15 protein-coding genes and 1 pseudogene are annotated in these 15,936 nt (G+C 58.0%); 12 read left to right on the forward strand and 4 right to left on the reverse strand.

All coding sequences use genetic code 11. The features are described 5' to 3' along the window. The 8 genes from HX899_RS18045 to HX899_RS18080 form a co-directional block, all read left to right on the forward strand. A partial coding sequence (locus tag HX899_RS18045) for an ABC transporter substrate-binding protein (RefSeq protein ID WP_181292996.1) occupies positions 1 to 1,379 on the forward strand: 1,379 nt, incomplete at its 5' end. A gap of 177 nt (positions 1,380 to 1,556) precedes the next feature. Further along, positions 1,557 to 2,564: an ABC transporter permease gene (locus HX899_RS18050; RefSeq protein ID WP_026188757.1), complete on the forward strand. Its 1,008-nt coding sequence runs from the start codon at positions 1,557 to 1,559 to the stop codon at positions 2,562 to 2,564. 1 nt (position 2,565) lies between these two features. Next, positions 2,566 to 3,702, forward strand: coding sequence for an ABC transporter permease (locus HX899_RS18055; RefSeq protein WP_181292997.1), 1,137 nt, complete (start codon positions 2,566 to 2,568; stop codon positions 3,700 to 3,702). 10 nt (positions 3,703 to 3,712) lie between these two features. Further along, complete coding sequence (locus HX899_RS18060; RefSeq protein WP_181292998.1) at positions 3,713 to 5,380, forward strand: ABC transporter ATP-binding protein; 1,668 nt, start codon at positions 3,713 to 3,715, stop codon at positions 5,378 to 5,380. Positions 5,381 to 5,402: 22 nt separating this feature from the next. Beyond that, positions 5,403 to 6,773 (forward strand): alpha-glucosidase/alpha-galactosidase, encoded by a 1,371-nt coding sequence (locus HX899_RS18065; RefSeq protein WP_181292999.1) that lies wholly within the window; start codon positions 5,403 to 5,405, stop codon positions 6,771 to 6,773. 357 nt (positions 6,774 to 7,130) lie between these two features. Beyond that, positions 7,131 to 7,370: a DUF982 domain-containing protein gene (locus tag HX899_RS18070; protein ID WP_138389742.1), complete on the forward strand. Its 240-nt coding sequence runs from the start codon at positions 7,131 to 7,133 to the stop codon at positions 7,368 to 7,370. 64 nt (positions 7,371 to 7,434) lie between these two features. Continuing rightward, positions 7,435 to 7,641 (forward strand): hypothetical protein, encoded by a 207-nt coding sequence (locus HX899_RS18075; RefSeq protein ID WP_138389741.1) that lies wholly within the window; start codon positions 7,435 to 7,437, stop codon positions 7,639 to 7,641. Positions 7,642 to 7,851: 210 nt separating this feature from the next. Next, positions 7,852 to 8,073, forward strand: a complete 222-nt coding sequence (locus tag HX899_RS18080) for a hypothetical protein (protein WP_130826304.1) — start codon at positions 7,852 to 7,854, stop codon at positions 8,071 to 8,073. Positions 8,074 to 8,924: 851 nt separating this feature from the next. Here the strand turns inward: HX899_RS18080 and HX899_RS18085 are convergent. Continuing rightward, a complete protein-coding gene (locus HX899_RS18085) occupies positions 8,925 to 9,359 on the reverse strand; it encodes a hypothetical protein (protein WP_138389740.1) in 435 nt (144 codons plus the stop codon). 204 nt (positions 9,360 to 9,563) lie between these two features. On the opposite strand from HX899_RS18085, the gene HX899_RS18090 reads away from it, so the two are divergent. Continuing rightward, on the forward strand, positions 9,564 to 10,460 hold the full coding sequence (locus tag HX899_RS18090; RefSeq protein WP_181293000.1) for a GGDEF domain-containing protein: 897 nt from the start codon (positions 9,564 to 9,566) through the stop codon (positions 10,458 to 10,460). 169 nt (positions 10,461 to 10,629) lie between these two features. Here HX899_RS18090 and HX899_RS18095 read toward each other — a convergent pair whose 3' ends face one another. Both HX899_RS18095 and HX899_RS35130 read right to left on the reverse strand, forming a co-directional pair. Then, positions 10,630 to 10,929, reverse strand: coding sequence for a hypothetical protein (locus HX899_RS18095; protein WP_168280883.1), 300 nt, complete (start codon positions 10,927 to 10,929; stop codon positions 10,630 to 10,632). Between the two features lie 441 nt (positions 10,930 to 11,370). Beyond that, positions 11,371 to 11,692, reverse strand: a pseudogene (locus tag HX899_RS35130) (HEPN domain-containing protein); the annotation flags it as partial. A gap of 580 nt (positions 11,693 to 12,272) precedes the next feature. Between HX899_RS35130 and HX899_RS18100 the strand changes: the two are divergent. From HX899_RS18100 to HX899_RS18110, 3 genes are all read left to right on the forward strand, one after another. Then, positions 12,273 to 13,661, forward strand: coding sequence for a hypothetical protein (locus HX899_RS18100; RefSeq protein WP_181293001.1), 1,389 nt, complete (start codon positions 12,273 to 12,275; stop codon positions 13,659 to 13,661). A 176-nt stretch (positions 13,662 to 13,837) separates the two neighbouring features. Then, positions 13,838 to 13,987, forward strand: coding sequence for a hypothetical protein (locus HX899_RS18105; RefSeq protein ID WP_181293002.1), 150 nt, complete (start codon positions 13,838 to 13,840; stop codon positions 13,985 to 13,987). Between the two features lie 8 nt (positions 13,988 to 13,995). Further along, entirely contained in the window at positions 13,996 to 15,372 is a 1,377-nt protein-coding gene (locus HX899_RS18110) for an anti-phage deoxyguanosine triphosphatase (RefSeq protein ID WP_181293003.1), read from the forward strand. A gap of 21 nt (positions 15,373 to 15,393) precedes the next feature. Here the strand turns inward: HX899_RS18110 and dut are convergent, their stop codons facing one another. Beyond that, on the reverse strand, positions 15,394 to 15,828 hold the full coding sequence (dut, locus tag HX899_RS18115; protein ID WP_181293004.1) for a dUTP diphosphatase: 435 nt from the start codon (positions 15,826 to 15,828) through the stop codon (positions 15,394 to 15,396). Between the last annotated feature and the right edge of the window lie 108 nt (positions 15,829 to 15,936).

Raw genomic sequence — 15,936 nt, forward strand, 5'->3', positions numbered from 1 at the left:
AGGAAGCTTTCCCGAAGCAATATCTCTACACGATGTCCTACCCGAATTTCTGCCCGGGTCCGTCGCACATCCTGAAGGCGAAGCATCCGAAATATTCGAAGAACACCTACGACCAGTTCAAGAACGCCTTCCCGCCCGAGTTCATGAACATGCCGGTCATGGGCGCCTGGGTACCGGTCGAATATCGCCCGGACGACATCATCGTCATGCGCCGCAACCCCTACTACTGGAAGGTCGACGAGAAGGGCGATCAGCTCCCCTATCTGAATGAGCTGCACTACAAGCTCTCGACCTGGGCCGACCGTGACGTTCAGGCCGTGGCAGGATCCGCCGATTTCTCGAACCTCGAGCAGCCGGAAAACTTCGTCGCCTCGCTGAAGCGTGCCGCGGAAGAAACGGCGCCCGCCCGCCTTGCCTTTGGCCCGCGCCTCATCGGCTACAATCTCCGCATGAACTTCTCCGCCAACGGCTGGGGCAGCCCGGACGAGCGCGGTGAGGCGATCCGCGAGCTGAACCGCAACGAGGACTTCCGCAAGGCCGTCACCATGGCGCTCGACCGCAAGGCAATCGGCGACTCGCTGGTCAAGGGACCGTTCACCGCGATCTATCCCGGTGGGCTCTCCTCCGGCACCAGCTTCTACGACCGCAACTCGACCGTCTACTACCCCTTTGATCTTGAGGGCGCCAAGGCGGAACTCGCCAAAGCCGGTCTTAAGGACACCGACGGCAACGGCATCGTGAACTTCCCGGCCGGGACGCTCGGCGGCAAGGATGTCGAAATCGTCATGCTGATCAACAATCAGTACACGACCGACAAGAGCCTTGCCGAAGGTGTCGTCGGCCAGATGGAGAAACTTGGGCTGAAGATCGTCATCAATTCGCTCGACGGCGCAAAGCGTGACGACGCCCATTATGCCGGCCGCTTCGACTGGCTGATCCAGCGCAACACGACGGAACTGTCGTCGGTGGTGCAGAATACCGAACAGCTTGCCCCTGTCGGCCCGCGCACCAGCTGGCACCATCGCGCCGGCAAGGATGATCAGCTCGATCTGATGCCCTTCGAAAAGGAGCTTGTCGACGTCGTCAACAAGTTCAGGACGAGCCAGAACAACGAAGAGCGCGTCGATCTGATGAAGCAGTATCAGAAGATCTCGACGGAGCACGTCAACACCGTCGGCCTGACGGAATATCCGGGCGCCCTGATCGTCAACAAGCGGTTCTCCAACGTGCCACAGGGTACGCCGATCATGATGTTCAACTGGGCTGAAGATTCGGTGATCCGCGAACGCCTGTGGGTGGCCGCCGACAAGCAGGGCAAATACGAGCTGTTCCCCGAACAGCTGCCCGGCAAACCCGGCGAAAAGGGTCCCATAAACTGATGCATGCCGCCCGGAAACAAAGAGTTAAAGCGCGTCGCATGTGATGCGACGCGCTGGAGAGCTCCCTCCCAGCTGAAGTGAGCTTCCGGCCGCGCGTGCAGCGCGCGGCCGGGCAAAACCAACAAGCCGGCCGCGCTGACAAGGAGCGACTGGCGGCAAGGAGAAGCGAACCGTTCGATGTTACGATTCCTGCTCGTGCGCATAGCCTCTGCGATCCCCATTCTGTTCATCCTGAGCGTGGTGACTTTCGCGATCATCCAGGCCCCGCCCGGCGACTACGCCGATTACATCCGCTCCCAGCTGATCAACCAGGGCGGCGCGTCCTATGCCCAGGCCGAAGCGCAGGCGCAGCTCTACCGGGTTGAACATGGCCTCGATAAGCCGCTGGTCGTCCAGTACGTCAACTGGATCGGCGGGATCGTGACGCGCGGCGATTTCGGCTACAGCATGTTCTACAACAAGCCCGTGGCCGATGTCGTCGGTGAACGCCTGCCGCGGACATTGCTTCTGGCGCTTGTCTGCCATCTCTTTGCCTCGGTGCTCGGCATCGGCTTCGGCATCTGGGCGGCGACGCGCCAATACAGCTGGATCGACAGCCTGCTTTCGGGGATTTCCTTCCTCGGCATGACGGTGCCGCGCTTCCTGATGGCGCTGATTATCGTCTATCTCCTGGTTTTCCAGCTTAACGTCTCCGAAATCGGCAGCTTCTTCTCGCCGCAATATGGCGGGGCGCCCTGGTCCTGGGCGAAATTCGTCGATCTGGTACACCATGTCTGGCCGGTCGTGGCGATCGCCACCTTCGGTGGGCTTGCTTATAATATGCGCGTCATGCGCGGCAATCTGCTCGATACGCTGAATGCGCAATATGTCGAGACGGCCAAGGCCAAGGGGCTTTCCGGGGCAGCGGTGGTGATGCGCCATGCGGTGCCGAATGCGCTGCACCCGTTGGTGATGTACCAGGGCGTCGTGTTGCCCTATATGCTGACCGGCGAGATCGAAACCGCGATCATTTTCGCGCTGCCGACCGTCGGCCCGGCGATCGTCGGCTCGATGGCGGTCGGCGACGTCTATGTCACCGCCACCTTCATGATGGTGCTGTCGGCGACGCTGATCGTCGGCAACATCATCGCCGACATGCTGCTCGCTTTGCTCGATCCCCGCGTCCGCCAATATGGAGGAGCCTGAGATGTTGGCTTTCGACTCTTCTGCAACACCGCCGACAACCGACATCGAGACCAAAAAACAATCGCGTGGGCATGAGAGCTATATCGCCCTTGTCTGGCGCCGGCTGAGGCGCTCCTGGACCGGCATGGCAGGGCTGGTGCTCGTCGTGCTGCTGCTCGTCATGGCGATCTTTGCCGATTTCTTTGCGCCGATGGACCCGAAGGCGACCGATGTCGGCTTCGCGCCGCCACAGGTGATGAGCTTCCACGACAAGGACGGCAATTTCGTCTTCCAGCCGCGCGTCTATGCGCTGTCGGATTCCGAAGAGCTCGACCCGGTCACCTTCCAGCCTATCGTCGGCGTCGACTATGACAATCCGCGGCTGCTCGGCTTCTTCGTCAAGGGCGCCGAATACCGGATTTTCGGCCTGATCCCGGCCAACCGGCACTTCTTCGGCTCGACCGACGGCCAGCCGGTGCATTTCCTCGGCACCGACAAGTTCGGCCGCGACGTGCTGTCGCGCGCCATCATCGGCTCGCGCATCTCGCTGACCATTGCCCTGACGGTCGTCTTCATCGTCACCATCATCGGCACGACCGTCGGCATGGTGTCCGGCTATTTCGGCGGCACCTTCGATGTCTGGCTGCAGCGTTTCGTCGAACTGGTGCTCGCCTTCCCGCAACTGCCGCTCTATCTGGCGCTGACCTCGCTGATCCCGGTGACGGCGCCGACCAACGTCTTCCTTGCCTTCGTCATCGCCGTGATGTCGGCGCTCGGCTGGGCGCAGATGTCGCGCGAGGTGCGCGGCAAGACCTTGGCGCTCGCCCGCATCGATTATGTCCGGGCGGCGATGGCCGTCGGCGCCACCGACACGCGCATCATCATGCAGCACATCTTCCCGAATGTGATGAGCCACGTCATCGTCGCGGTGACGCTGCATATACCGAGCGTCGTGCTGCTTGAATCCTTCCTCGGTTTCCTCGGCTTCGCCGTCAAGCCGCCGCTGATCTCCTGGGGTCTGATGCTGCAGGACACGGCGACCTATTCGGTGATCGGCTCCTATCCCTGGATTCTCTCCCCCGTCGGCTTCGTGCTCATCACCGTCTTCGCATTCAATGCGCTCGGTGACGGATTGCGCGACGCGGTCGATCCTTATTGAGGTGATTGATATGGCTCTTGCACTGGTCAATTCCTTCGCCCCGCCCGTCCGCCACGACCATGATGGCCGTTCGGACACGCCGATCATCGACGCCCGCAATGTGGCGGTGAATTTCAAGGTCGAAGACGGCATGGTCGAAGCCGTCAAGGACGTCTCCTTCCAGCTCTATCGCGGCGAGACGATCGCGATCGTCGGCGAATCCGGCTCCGGCAAGTCGGTAACGGCGCGAACGGTGATGGGGCTGTTGTCGAAGCGCGCTGTCGTCTCAGAGAAATCGACGGTTGCCTATGACGGCAGCAATATCCTGAAATTCTCCGAGCGGGCGCGCCGCAAGCTGCGCGGCGACCGCATCTCGATGATCTTCCAGGAGCCGATGAGCTCGCTGAACCCGATCTATACGGTCGGCAGCCAGATCGTCGAAGCGATCCGCGTGCATCGCCGGATCAGCAAGAGGGATGCGCAAAAGCGGGCGCTCGAACTGCTTGAACATGTGCAGATCCCCGATCCCGCCGCGCGGCTCATGCAATATCCGCATCAGCTTTCCGGCGGCCAGCGCCAGCGCGTGATGATCGCCATGGCGCTTGCCAACGATCCGGACGTGCTGATCGCCGACGAGCCGACGACGGCGCTCGACGTCACCGTGCAGGCGCAGATCCTCAACCTGATCCGCAACCTGCAGAAGGAACTGGGGATGGCGGTCATCCTCATCACCCACGACCTGACCGTGGTGCGGCAGTTCTCGGATTACGTCTATGTGATGCAGTACGGCGAAGTGCGCGAGCACAACACCACCGAAGCGCTGTTTGCCAATCCGCAGGACGCTTATACCAAGCATCTGCTTGCCTCCGAGCCGCGTGGCCAGGCCAATCCGCTGCCCGAAGGGTCGGATGTCATCCTCGATGCCAAGGGCGTGCGTGTCTCCTTCATGATGCGTCACGGTACCTTTCTCAAGCCGGCGATGCGTGAGCTTGTCGCCGTCGACAGCCTCGACCTGACGCTGCGCCGTCACGAGACGCTGGGACTCGTCGGTGAATCCGGCTCCGGCAAAACGACGTTCGGCCAGGCGATCCTGCGGTTGAACACGCCCGACAGCGGCGAGATCCATTTCGACCATCAGCCGATCCACGGCCTTTCCAGGGCCGAGATGCGGCCCTTGCGCGCCCGCATTCAGGTGGTCTTCCAGGATCCCTTCTCATCGCTCAACCCGCGCATGACGATCGGCCAGATCATCGAGGAAGGGCTCGTCGTCAACCGGTTGGGCGCGACCAAGGCCGAACGGCAGGACCGGGTGCGCGAAGCGCTGATTGCCGCCGGCATGCCCGGCCATATCCTGTCGCGCTTCCCGCACGAATTTTCCGGCGGCCAGCGCCAGCGCATCGCCATTGCCCGCGCCATCGCGCTCGAGCCGGAATTCATCCTGCTCGACGAGCCGACATCGGCGCTCGACCTTTCCGTCCAGGCGCAGATCATCGAACTCCTGCGCAAGCTGCAGGACGAGCGGGGCTTAAGTTACCTGTTCATCTCCCACGATCTCAAGGTCGTCAGGGCTCTCTGCCATCGCGTCATCGTCATGCAGCATGGCAAGATCGTCGAAGAGGGCCCCGTCAACGAAGTTCTCACCCATCCCAAGACCGCCTACACCGAACGGCTCGTCAAGGCCGCTTTCGAGGTAGCATGATTGCAGAATGCCGGAGGTTATAATGGCAGCAAATCCCAAAATCACTTTCATCGGAGCAGGCTCCACCGTCTTCATGAAGAACATCGTCGGCGACGTGTTGCAGCGTCCCGCGCTGTCGGGTGCGACGATCGCCCTGATGGACCTCAATCCGCAGCGGCTGGAAGAAAGCGCCATCGTCGTCAACAAGCTGATCTCGACGCTTGGCGTGAAGGCGAAGGCCGAGACCTATTCCGACCAGCGCAAGGCGCTTGCGGGCGCCGATTTCGTCGTCGTCGCCTTCCAGATCGGTGGCTATGAGCCCTGCACCGTCACCGATTTCGAAGTGCCGAAGAAATACGGGCTGCGCCAGACGATCGCCGATACGCTCGGCGTCGGCGGCATCATGCGCGGGCTTCGCACCGTGCCGCATCTCTGGAAGGTCTGCGAGGACATGCTCGCCGTCTGCCCCGAGGCGATCATGCTGCAATATGTCAACCCGATGGCGATCAACACCTGGGCGATATCTGAGAAATATCCGACCATCCGCCAGGTCGGCCTCTGCCATTCGGTGCAGGGCACGGCGATGGAACTGGCCCATGACCTCGACATCCCCTACGAGGAAATCCGCTACCGCGCGGCCGGCATCAACCACATGGCCTTCTACCTCAAATTCGAGCATCGCCAGGCCGACGGATCCTACCGCAATCTCTATCCCGACCTTTTGCGCGCCTATCGTGAGGGCAGGGCGCCGAAGCCCGGCTGGAACCCGCGCTGCCCGAACAAGGTGCGCTACGAGATGCTGACGCGGCTCGGCTATTTCGTCACCGAAAGCTCGGAGCATTTCGCCGAATACACGCCCTATTTCATCAAGGAGGGCCGCGACGACCTGATCGAGAAATTCGGCATTCCGCTCGATGAATATCCGAAGCGCTGCATCGAGCAAATCGAGCGTTGGAAGGGCCAGGCGGAGGCCTATCGCTCGGCCGACAAGATCGAGGTCGCGCCGTCGAAGGAATATGCCTCCTCGATCATCAATTCGGTCTGGACGGGCGAGCCCTCGGTGATCTACGGCAATGTCCGCAACAATGGCTGCATCACCTCGCTGCCTGCCAATTGCGCCGCCGAAGTGCCCTGCCTCGTCGATGCCTCCGGCATCCAGCCGACCTTCATCGGCGATCTGCCGCCGCAGCTGACCGCACTGATCCGCACCAATATCAATGTGCAGGAACTGACGGTGCAGGCGCTGATGACGGAAAATCGCGAGCATATCTATCACGCCGCGATGATGGACCCGCATACGGCAGCCGAACTCGACCTCGACCAGATCTGGTCGCTGGTCGACGATCTGCTCGCCACCCACGGCGACTGGCTGCCCGAATGGGCACGCACGGCCCGCAAGGTACAGGCCGCCTGACCCCCTCTCCCGGGTAAGGCGTCAAGGAGCCCCGCGGTCGCAACAACCGCGGGGCTCTTTGCGTGGGGATGGGACGTTTTGCGATTTGGGGACGTGACTCGCCTGGCCGGATCGACATCCTGTCACCACTTTCTTGAATGCACCTTCAGAGCCGAATCGAAGGCGCTTAACCGAAGATAAGGCGAAGCTTTCGAAGCACGGCGGTAGGACGCAGCGCGACAGCGACGGCTATCGCGAGCGGTTGTTGGGTTAAAACGAAAGAGCCTCATGCTGCTGCCGAAATTCCGGCCGGATCGTCCGCTTGGAACAGATCTTCCTAATATACGTTTGTGGGAAGCCTGCCCCACGGAGGACGCCATGATCAGCATCTGGGATGCGAACGTCGAATTGAAGATAGATGATCGTTTTCACGTCATCAGGAGCGCTCGAGAGGCGGTCGCATTTTTGAAGAAATCCTGGCCCGACAACAGAAGCCCGAGCTACGCGACAGCGCGGAAGGTATGCCTGGACGCGGCGAATGGCGTTGTTCCCGGTGCGGAAGCGCGAGCTGCGTTTGAGGCTGCGGCGAAGGAGGCCGGCATCCTGCGACAAACTTAGGGATTACCTTGTTCGTTGCCTGCCATCGAACAGGAGGTGCTGGCGCAGTGCCATGAGGAGCGACATGACAGAGATTGATGCACTCCGCCAGGAAATCTATCGGCTTGCCGCGGCGGCCGAAGCTGACTCAGAAACAACGTCGAATTTGAAGGCGCTGGCCGTGCAGCTCTGGGCAAACTTCGACGAATTCACGGTCGAGGACCTGGAAGATATACTGAGGGACGAATGGAGAACTCGCGGACTGCCGTTCAACGACAACGCGGATATGTAGGCGCTTCTGGAATTGGAGACGTCTGTGCTACCTCAGAGGCCGCTTTGCTGCGTTCGCAATCGGGCCCCTAGCTGACCTTTGTTCGATCTATGACGCATGCTACTCGTGAGCAGTGGCGCCGATATTTTCCGCGCGGCGGGTTCCCAAAATTATGGTACTTGAAAGTACCCAAAACTTCCCTATAGTCGGATCCCTTGGGGAAAATCGGCCATGGACTTCGCACTCCTTTTCAACCTGTTCCGGAAGCCCAAGCAGGCTAGCGTCACTGACGTCACACTCTGGCACAAGCACGAGACACTCCTCCCGGTGCCACTCGTCGACGCCGCCGCCCGAAACCCGTCGGGACAAATCTGGCGCCGGCTGAACGGTGTGCAATGGGAATATAAGCAGGACCCCGAAACGATTGAAGAATTCGATGCTCGACAATATTGAGGCTTAAAGCCCTACTGCGCACGGAATCTATGCCTCTGTATTTGCCACGTCGGCTGCAGCCCGGCATCATCGTCATGCCTTCCTCCGCGGACAGCGACGATGATATCGGATCGAGCGCCGGTTGGTTCGTCGCAAACAGCCAGGCTGTGTTTCTAAAGCGGTCGAAACACTCTCGATGGGCTAGAGCAATTCCAGCAAAAGTGCACAGCGGTTTTGCGTCCGGAATTGCATGAAAACAAAGAGATAGAGCACTTCCGTGATTCGAAGAAAAACGGAAATGCTCTAGTAACCGCCTATCTCACCGCGAACTGGGCCTATCCCCTGCGGCTGTGCATAGGTTGTGTTGTCCGATCCGCTAGTTGCGCATCCTGCGAGTGTCATGAAGACGATTGCTGCTGCGGCCAAAATGTTTTTCAGAGGCACGGCGTTCTCCGATCATGGCAGGCTGCCCAGGCCTCAAGGGCCATGCCGAGGATTTTCCGTTAAATCACCTACAATGGCAAGCGCGTGGTTAGCTGGCGGTAAGCAGCGATACGGCCTCTTCAAGCCTCTGACTGGATAGTCGCTCGGCGAGGCATCTTTCCCCAGCACGCTGACATAGATGTGGGTGCTGCTGGTGAACGTCCTGATCCAAGTCCCTGGGTGGCGTGGTCGGCCAGCGCAGAAAACCTGGACCCGGCAACTGACCAGCAGGAGCCGCTTCAGAAATCTGCCCCCTCAAAATGTCAGCGATAGTCGATGCCGCAGGAGCAACGACCCGACCGGTCTGGCTTCGGTCGTCGCACGTGCCACCGGCGTCGGGGATCGATGCATCCCCGACCAGCACGTCAGATGGTGGCCTCTAGCCTCAATCAGCCAAAGAACGCACGAAGCTGAGCGAAAAACCCACTTGATTTGGAGCCTGACATCTTACGCAAACGGCGGGCGACGACTGCCGCACTGACGCGTTCACCGAAATGGCAGAAGCACACAAGATCATGCAATTGTTCGTCGCTGAGTTCGAAGAACCGTTTGGCTTCTCCATAGCTATCGTTTTCCATTCCTGCCGCCCGCAGAATGGGATCAGCGAATGCAACGGAGATCGGTGTGCCGTCATCCCTGAGAGCAAGCCGATCTGCCATCGGCTGATATTCGGTTTCGTGTAGCGTCTTCAGAAACGGTCTAGGGCTGCGTTCCAGACTTTCGGCCCAGCGTTCAAGCCGTTCGCGCCGCGTTATTTCCAGGCGCTTGCAGGTCGGGCTGACCTTGGCGATGGTTTTCAACTGATCGAGTGCGTACTGTTCCATTTCGGCCTCCTATCTCCGGAAAAATAGATGGTCCGCCTCCCCAAAACAGCGTCGCTCAGGTCGCAGCCGATGTCCAATCACGATTGGGCACGGCGTCTCGTTGACGTTTCCGTAATCACTGGAGGCGCCTTTGCTTGCTGACAGGCTCTTTTCTCATAAGGTTTCTGCACCATCTCATGCCAAGGCAACCAGACAGGGTTCGGTATGGACGAGATATTCGAACAGCTTCTGCACCTTTCTGCACGCACCGAAACGCTGATTGCTGTCTACGATGGTGATGACCGGCTGCGATACGCCAACAGCGCCTTTCGTTCGGTCTATTTCATCGAGCCGGATGAAACTCCACTCTGGCCGGATCTCATGCGGCGCAATTTCGAGCTCGCGCGAGGCACCGTCATTCAGACGAGTAATTTCGACGAGTGGCTGCGATCGACACAGTCGCGCCGCGGCAAGATCGGCTTTCGCGCTTTCGAGACGGACCTCTACGATGGCCGATGGTTCTGGATGACCGAGGCGGTCCAGAAGAACGGTTGGATGTTGTGCATTGCGAGCGACATCACCAGTTTGCGAGCGCATGGCAGGACTGTCCGGCAAGATCGCGATCAGGCGATCAAGGCGTCTTACACCGATGAACTCACGGGTGTCGCCAACCGCCGCTTTGTGATGGCACGCGTCGACGACATGCTGGCAGCCGCTGAGCACGGAAACAACGGATGCCTTGCCGTATTCGACATCGACAATTTCAAACACATCAACGACCGGCTTGGTCACCAGGCCGGGGATGTCGTCCTGCGCGATTTTGCCCATCGTATTCATCAGAATGTTCGCCGCAACGATTGTTTTGGGCGGGTCGGCGGAGAAGAGTTCCTGCTGGTGATGCCGGCAACCGGGCCGGAAGACGCCATTGCTATCGTCGAGTGCATGCTGACGGTGATCCGCTTCTCCCGGCCTCTGCCGGGATCTCCCGACTTCAGCTACACCTGTTCTGCCGGCATCGCCGCCTGCGCCCCGTCAGACAGCGCGTCGGACCTTTATCGACGCGCCGATCAAGCACTCTATGCTGCCAAGTTAAGCGGCCGGGACAGGGTGCGCGCAGCGTAGGCACCTCGGCGATTCAAGCGCGGCAAGCAGGCGGCGGTTCCGGGACAACGACATGCATAAAAAAGGTTGAACCTCAATTTGATCAGGCGACTTCGTCGCGCCGCAGTCGTGGCCGACGGTAATCTGGACCTGTTCGCTGAGGCAGGAACCAATGCCACTGCGCGATTTGTCAAATCCCTGACCCGTAGAGCTCCTGGTCATCGTCGCCTTCCCAAGGGGAGGGCATCGAGGTGCGATTGGCCGAGGGCATGGGCATCCAACACTTCAATTCCGGCTCGGCATATTCGATAATGTGCCCGGGCGAGGAATCCGAGGCGCGCCAGCCTTCTGCAGCGAACTGATCGCCATTCGACCAATAGGCGAGGTCAACTTCTGCCGGCCCCTGTTCGGACGGGCGAATCGTGACGAGGATCCGGCTACCGTCTCTCGGTGCGCTTGCCATGTCGCGCCAGCGGTCTGTGTCGTCCATCGTTTTTCCTCCTGCCTCGCTGCAGGTTGCAAGTGTCGCCTCGCCATCGGAAACGGTCAATTGAAACTTTGCGGTGGCAGTCGTCTGCCGGATCCAATGAACTTCTCCGACTCGCTCCGCGGTAAGACCCTTGGAGCCCACGATGTCACAAAAAGGGCAATGATCTGGGTCGCCACTCATCTGTGGACGGCTGGATTTGAAAGCGCGGTGCATGCTCAAAGCCTTCGACTTTTCGGAAAAGTGTCAATCTCAAAGCGCAGCCAGAAAACGTAGTCCAGGAAAAGCGGATCGTGCTTTGCTATCCCTTGAAAACCAAACATTGATAGGCGGATTTACGGGCGGCAGGTTCCATTTCTTTCAAGACGACCGGCCACATACGCCTTCTAAACTTGTCCGGCCTTGGACCGCATCCTAGAGGCTTGGGCAGCTCGCGGACCACAGTTAGACATTATTTCGCTCAAGCTTTTCCAAATGCTCGGAGCATGCGGTTTTGACCAACTTAAGTAGCTTGGCCGTTCGCTCCCCAAGCTAAATAAGGGCTTCTTCGGTGATCTCGAAGCGGAATACCGTGCCTTCAGGTAGGCTTCGTTTAGCGTGTTGAACCAGCACGCTCTCTGTGCTGATCGCGAGGAAGGCCCCGGCGAGACGACGGTCCTGTTCCCCGGCGAGCGAGCGCAGAAACTTGATGTTGTGCGTGGTGGGCCATAGTTGGTGAAGGTAAGAAGAACGTAAGAAGAACGTAAGAATAGGCTTGTTCGAGTGATGGGCTGAATGCCGACCAATTTATCCATGCGTCTGCGACTCTTTCTGACTTGCGAAGTTGAAACCTAGCTGTCTCGATGATGGTCGTGGCTTCGGCCAGGACACGCACGGAATACGCGGATCGCTACTGATCTCCATCGAAGACATCCCACCCCGACATGCGGTCGGACCGAACTCAACCCAAAGGAACCAAAAAATGCAGAAAGTATTGAATACCCGGCTCGCCGCCGCACCAACGGGGGTCATTAGACATGTCCGAGTTGGAAGCAGCGTTCGTTCGTATCGTCGTTGACCGTTGGCTATCGGTATAAGCCGCACCTCGAAGGGTACGAGAAGAGCTTCTTATACCGAGCTGTAACGCCAACGTACACCGCCAAGGCTCGCCGCCATTGAACACCAGGCGCCAAGCGAGCGACGCAGCTGCTGTTTTGAACCGCTCGCTTGGCCGAGAATTTTGTTGGGGAATGAGCGAGACTTCGTAATGATGTATTCGATTGTCATTTGCCAATGATATGCCGTCCGTGGAATGGTATGCCTCGCGACGGTGTGAAATTGATGCGTAGATTAAAAGGCGGGCAGCGTTGACGGGATTACCAGCCAGCGGCAATGACCTCATTCCGAGTTTCCGAAAGGATCAAAAGCTCGACCGTCTCGCAGAACGCTTCAACGTAGCTCAGTTCGTTAGCTTTGGACCCGGTGACCACGGTCCCGTGCAACAGTACGCTCGTTTATCTGGCGCTACGCCAAATCACCCTTTTTCGTCCGTACCTGCAGCTGTTGAAGCGTTGTTTGCCCAGAGTGCAGAAGGCACCGTGAACATCCGGAGCTTCAGCGAAGCCGATTCCCAGAGCAGAGAATTTTTATACGCCTTGGAGACAGTTGATGATGCGGTTTCGGCGATCCGGCGTATCTCCTCCGAGGGGGCTTACACTATTGCGAACGAAACCATTGATGTGTCTGATGGAGGCGTCTCTGGTGTCGCGATGGATGGATTGGTCGAATTTCGACCGGACTCGACCCCGCGAGGTGTCGAAGGCCCGGGTTTTGCTAGTCTACCTTTGGATTGGGCGCTCTCTGTCTTTAATACCGTCTATGGGATCGAGGTCTCTCTCGACCAAGTCCGGGACGCTCGCGTGGAATTCAGTCTGCATCCGTTGAAGCGCGGGTGGAGGCAGAGTCATCTCATTTTCTGGGAGTACGGCGAAGTTGACCACTTCGACCGCAGCGCAGAGGTCACTTGGCCAAACGACTTCAGTCGGATGATTGGTGATAAGGCGTATGGTCTGATGATTGCCAACTTGATCGGTGTCCCTGTGCCGAGAACAACGGTCATCGGCCGTCGAGTTGCACCTTTCTCGTTCGGAACTGATACCGGCTCCGCCGAGCGGTGGATGCGAACCAGCCCAATCGTTCAGGTTCCAGGGAAATTCACGACGGCTAAAGGTTGGCTTGACCCCTTCAAGCTCGTCCATAACGAAGACCCGGATGGGACAGCGCTTGCCTCGGTGCTCTCCCAGCAGTCGATCCCTGCGGTCTTTTCCGGTGCGGCTATAGAAGGTGCCGACGGGGAATTCATCATTGAAGGAGCCGCCGGATCGGGTGAGGGCTTCATGCTTGGGACAACAGCCCCGCAGGTAATGCCCGAGGATGTCATCGCGGCAGTTTCTCAAGTCAGGTCAAAGTTATCTGAACAGCTTGGAAGCGTCCGTTTCGAGTGGGTCTTTGACGGCGCTGACGTATGGGTTGTCCAGCTTCATACAGGTGCAAGCCAATCCGCTGGCCGCGCCATTGTGCCTGGTGAGGCTGCTCACTGGGTGGTTTTCAACGTGTCTCAAGGACTAGAAGCCCTTCGAGAGCTTCTTCGCTCTCTTCCACCGGACACTGGCATCCAGCTGGATGGAGCTGTCGGGCGAAGCAGCCACATCGCCGATGTCGTTCGAAAAGCAAACGTTCCTACAAGGATGCTCTAATGTTTTGACAAAGCGCTCATCGGAATTGGTGTGTGCCCACCCACATCCAGTCCGTAGAAAGTTGCAATTTCTCGCGATTTGCAAGAAAACGTGAACGAAACGTAAACAAATATGTTGTAAGGTTTAGGCAAGGCTCTTTTGTTGAGTCTTACGCACCGTCCTAAGGAGGATTCGAAATGGCTTATGCTGCAGTCTTGGAAGCCAGACAAATTGCTGAAACGAAAGTAGACACCCTTCGTGCCGCCGTGAGATTGAGCGAAGAGCGTGCGAAGGCGGCAGCAACCGAAGCGCAGAAGAAGGCGCCGTCGGAAGGCAATAAGGACTAACGTAGACAATGATGTACTCTGCCGGTGATTATGAGCGTCCAGTTCCTACTTCAGACACCGAGAACACCGAGTGGCGCCCACCTTTCACCCGCGATTACGGGCGTATTATCCACAGCGCGAGCTTTCGGCGTCAGCAAGGAAAAACGCAGGTTTTTCCTGGTCATGAATCCGATTTCTTCAGAAACCGTCTGACGCACTCGTTGGAAGTCGCCCAGATAGCCGAAGGGATCGCTGACCGGCTAAACGTCGTCTACAAGGACGTCCTCGAAAGGAATCCAATCGACGGCAGACTCTGTGCTGCCGCTGGTCTGGTACATGATATTGGGCATCCGCCATTTGGGCATAATGGCGAGCGAGCGCTTGATGCAAAGATGAAGAAATACGGCGGCTTCGAAGGAAACGCCCAAACGCTTCGCATCTTGAGCCGCTTGGACAAAAAGGCGCTGTACAAGGAGGAAGTTGGGGGCGACAAGCGGGCAGGGATGAACCTCTGCTACCGAACTCTCGCTGCAATCCTGAAGTATGACAACGCCATCCCGTTGGAAAGAGACGAAGGATCTAAACTCACCAAAGGATACTACCTTTCCGAGAAGTCCATTGTAGATCGAATTAAGGGAAAGGTGCTCCGAGGCAAAAGCGGGCCGCCTGAAGGTGAGTTTAAGACGATTGAATGCCAAATTATGGATATCGCGGACGATATCGCTTACTCGGTTTATGACCTCGAAGACAGTCTCAAGGCGGGTTTCCTAACTCCAGCAACTATCTTAGCGACGGACGACAAACGGCTCGATGACGTCGCGGCGGATGTCACGAAGCAAATGAAGCGGCCGGTTGACCGAGGAGAGGTCATGTCGGTGTTCGTCGACCTCTTCAAAGGTATGATCCCTGAAATCTCTGAAGATCATGCTACCGCTGTGGTCAACTTTGCAAAGGCAGTTCAAGGATCCCACGAGCTAAGTGCGAACGGATACACTCGTACTAAGCTGTCATCCCAATTGGTCCATGAATTTATAAACGGCGTCGAGTTTAAATTCGATCCAAATAGACCAGCACTGTCGAAAGTATGGCTAAAGTCGGAAACGAAGCTCAAGGTCGAAGTTCTGAAGCAATACACATACAAGTCGATCATTTATTCGCCGCGCGTGAAGCTAGGAGAGTTCCGTGGAACGCAGCTTGTTAAGGAGATCTTCGAGGCTCTGGAAGGCGAAAAGGGCGAGCTTCTGATGCCTGATGATGTCCGCGCGAGATTTCTCGTGTCGGAAGACGAGGGGCATAGGGCGCGCACGATTTGCGATTTCGTTGCCGGAATGACGGATCGCTATGCAATGGAGTTTTGGGCCCGATTGAAGTCTGACGGCGCAGAGAGCATGTTCAAGGACATATAGCCTGCCGCGTAATATGAACAGCTAGTTGTTGCCTGTTGATCCGAACCCGTTGGATCCCCGTTCCGTTGGGGAAATACTTTCTTCAAAGCGGGGCAAGGCCTGAGGAGCTGGAGCAACAACCAACTGGGCGATTCTCATACCTACTTTGATTTCAAAGTCTTTTTTTCCGAAATTGATCAATATAACCTGGATTTCACCACGATAATCCGCGTCAATCGTGCCGGGGCTATTCAAAACCGTCACGCCATTTCGTGACGCGTGGCCAGAGCGAGGGCGTATCTGGCCCTCCCATCCAGCTGGGATTTCAACCGCGAGCCCCGTGGGTATGACAGCGTAGTCGCCAGGTGCAATTGTTGAGATGGTGATTGCCGAGAGATCCATTCCCGCCGAACCGGGAGTGGCGTACGAAGGCAGCAGAGCATCGTCATGAAGTCGTTGGAAGATGATCTCGATCATTTTAACTCCTTTGCCCTGTAGCCTCAATGATACCCCCAAGGAAATGCTTGGGAAATAGATCTGGCGATCTTGAAAGGCTACAACTTACCTGCGAAGGTCTCAACGATC

Origin of the sequence: Rhizobium sp. WYCCWR 11146, from assembly GCF_013591995.1 — a bacterium.
Lineage (GTDB): Bacteria > Pseudomonadota > Alphaproteobacteria > Rhizobiales > Rhizobiaceae > Rhizobium > Rhizobium indicum.

What these genes read in the sequence shown, in the direction of transcription:
- HX899_RS18050 (WP_026188757.1), top strand. Translation starts at nt 1,557, where the DNA reads ATGTTACGATTCCTGCTCGTGCGCATAGCCTCTGCGATCCCCATTCTG.
- dut (WP_181293004.1), bottom strand. Translation starts at nt 15,828, where the DNA reads ATGATCGAGATCATCTTCCAACGACTTCATGACGATGCTCTGCTGCCT.
- HX899_RS18060 (WP_181292998.1), top strand. Translation starts at nt 3,713, where the DNA reads ATGGCTCTTGCACTGGTCAATTCCTTCGCCCCGCCCGTCCGCCACGAC.
- HX899_RS18080 (WP_130826304.1), top strand. Translation starts at nt 7,852, where the DNA reads ATGGACTTCGCACTCCTTTTCAACCTGTTCCGGAAGCCCAAGCAGGCT.
- HX899_RS18110 (WP_181293003.1), top strand. Translation starts at nt 13,996, where the DNA reads ATGATGTACTCTGCCGGTGATTATGAGCGTCCAGTTCCTACTTCAGAC.
- HX899_RS18090 (WP_181293000.1), top strand. Translation starts at nt 9,564, where the DNA reads ATGGACGAGATATTCGAACAGCTTCTGCACCTTTCTGCACGCACCGAA.
- HX899_RS18065 (WP_181292999.1), top strand. Translation starts at nt 5,403, where the DNA reads ATGGCAGCAAATCCCAAAATCACTTTCATCGGAGCAGGCTCCACCGTC.
- HX899_RS18085 (WP_138389740.1), bottom strand. Translation starts at nt 9,359, where the DNA reads ATGGAACAGTACGCACTCGATCAGTTGAAAACCATCGCCAAGGTCAGC.
- HX899_RS18070 (WP_138389742.1), top strand. Translation starts at nt 7,131, where the DNA reads ATGATCAGCATCTGGGATGCGAACGTCGAATTGAAGATAGATGATCGT.
- HX899_RS18055 (WP_181292997.1), top strand. Translation starts at nt 2,566, where the DNA reads ATGTTGGCTTTCGACTCTTCTGCAACACCGCCGACAACCGACATCGAG.
- HX899_RS18075 (WP_138389741.1), top strand. Translation starts at nt 7,435, where the DNA reads ATGACAGAGATTGATGCACTCCGCCAGGAAATCTATCGGCTTGCCGCG.
- HX899_RS18095 (WP_168280883.1), bottom strand. Translation starts at nt 10,929, where the DNA reads ATGGACGACACAGACCGCTGGCGCGACATGGCAAGCGCACCGAGAGAC.
- HX899_RS18105 (WP_181293002.1), top strand. Translation starts at nt 13,838, where the DNA reads ATGGCTTATGCTGCAGTCTTGGAAGCCAGACAAATTGCTGAAACGAAA.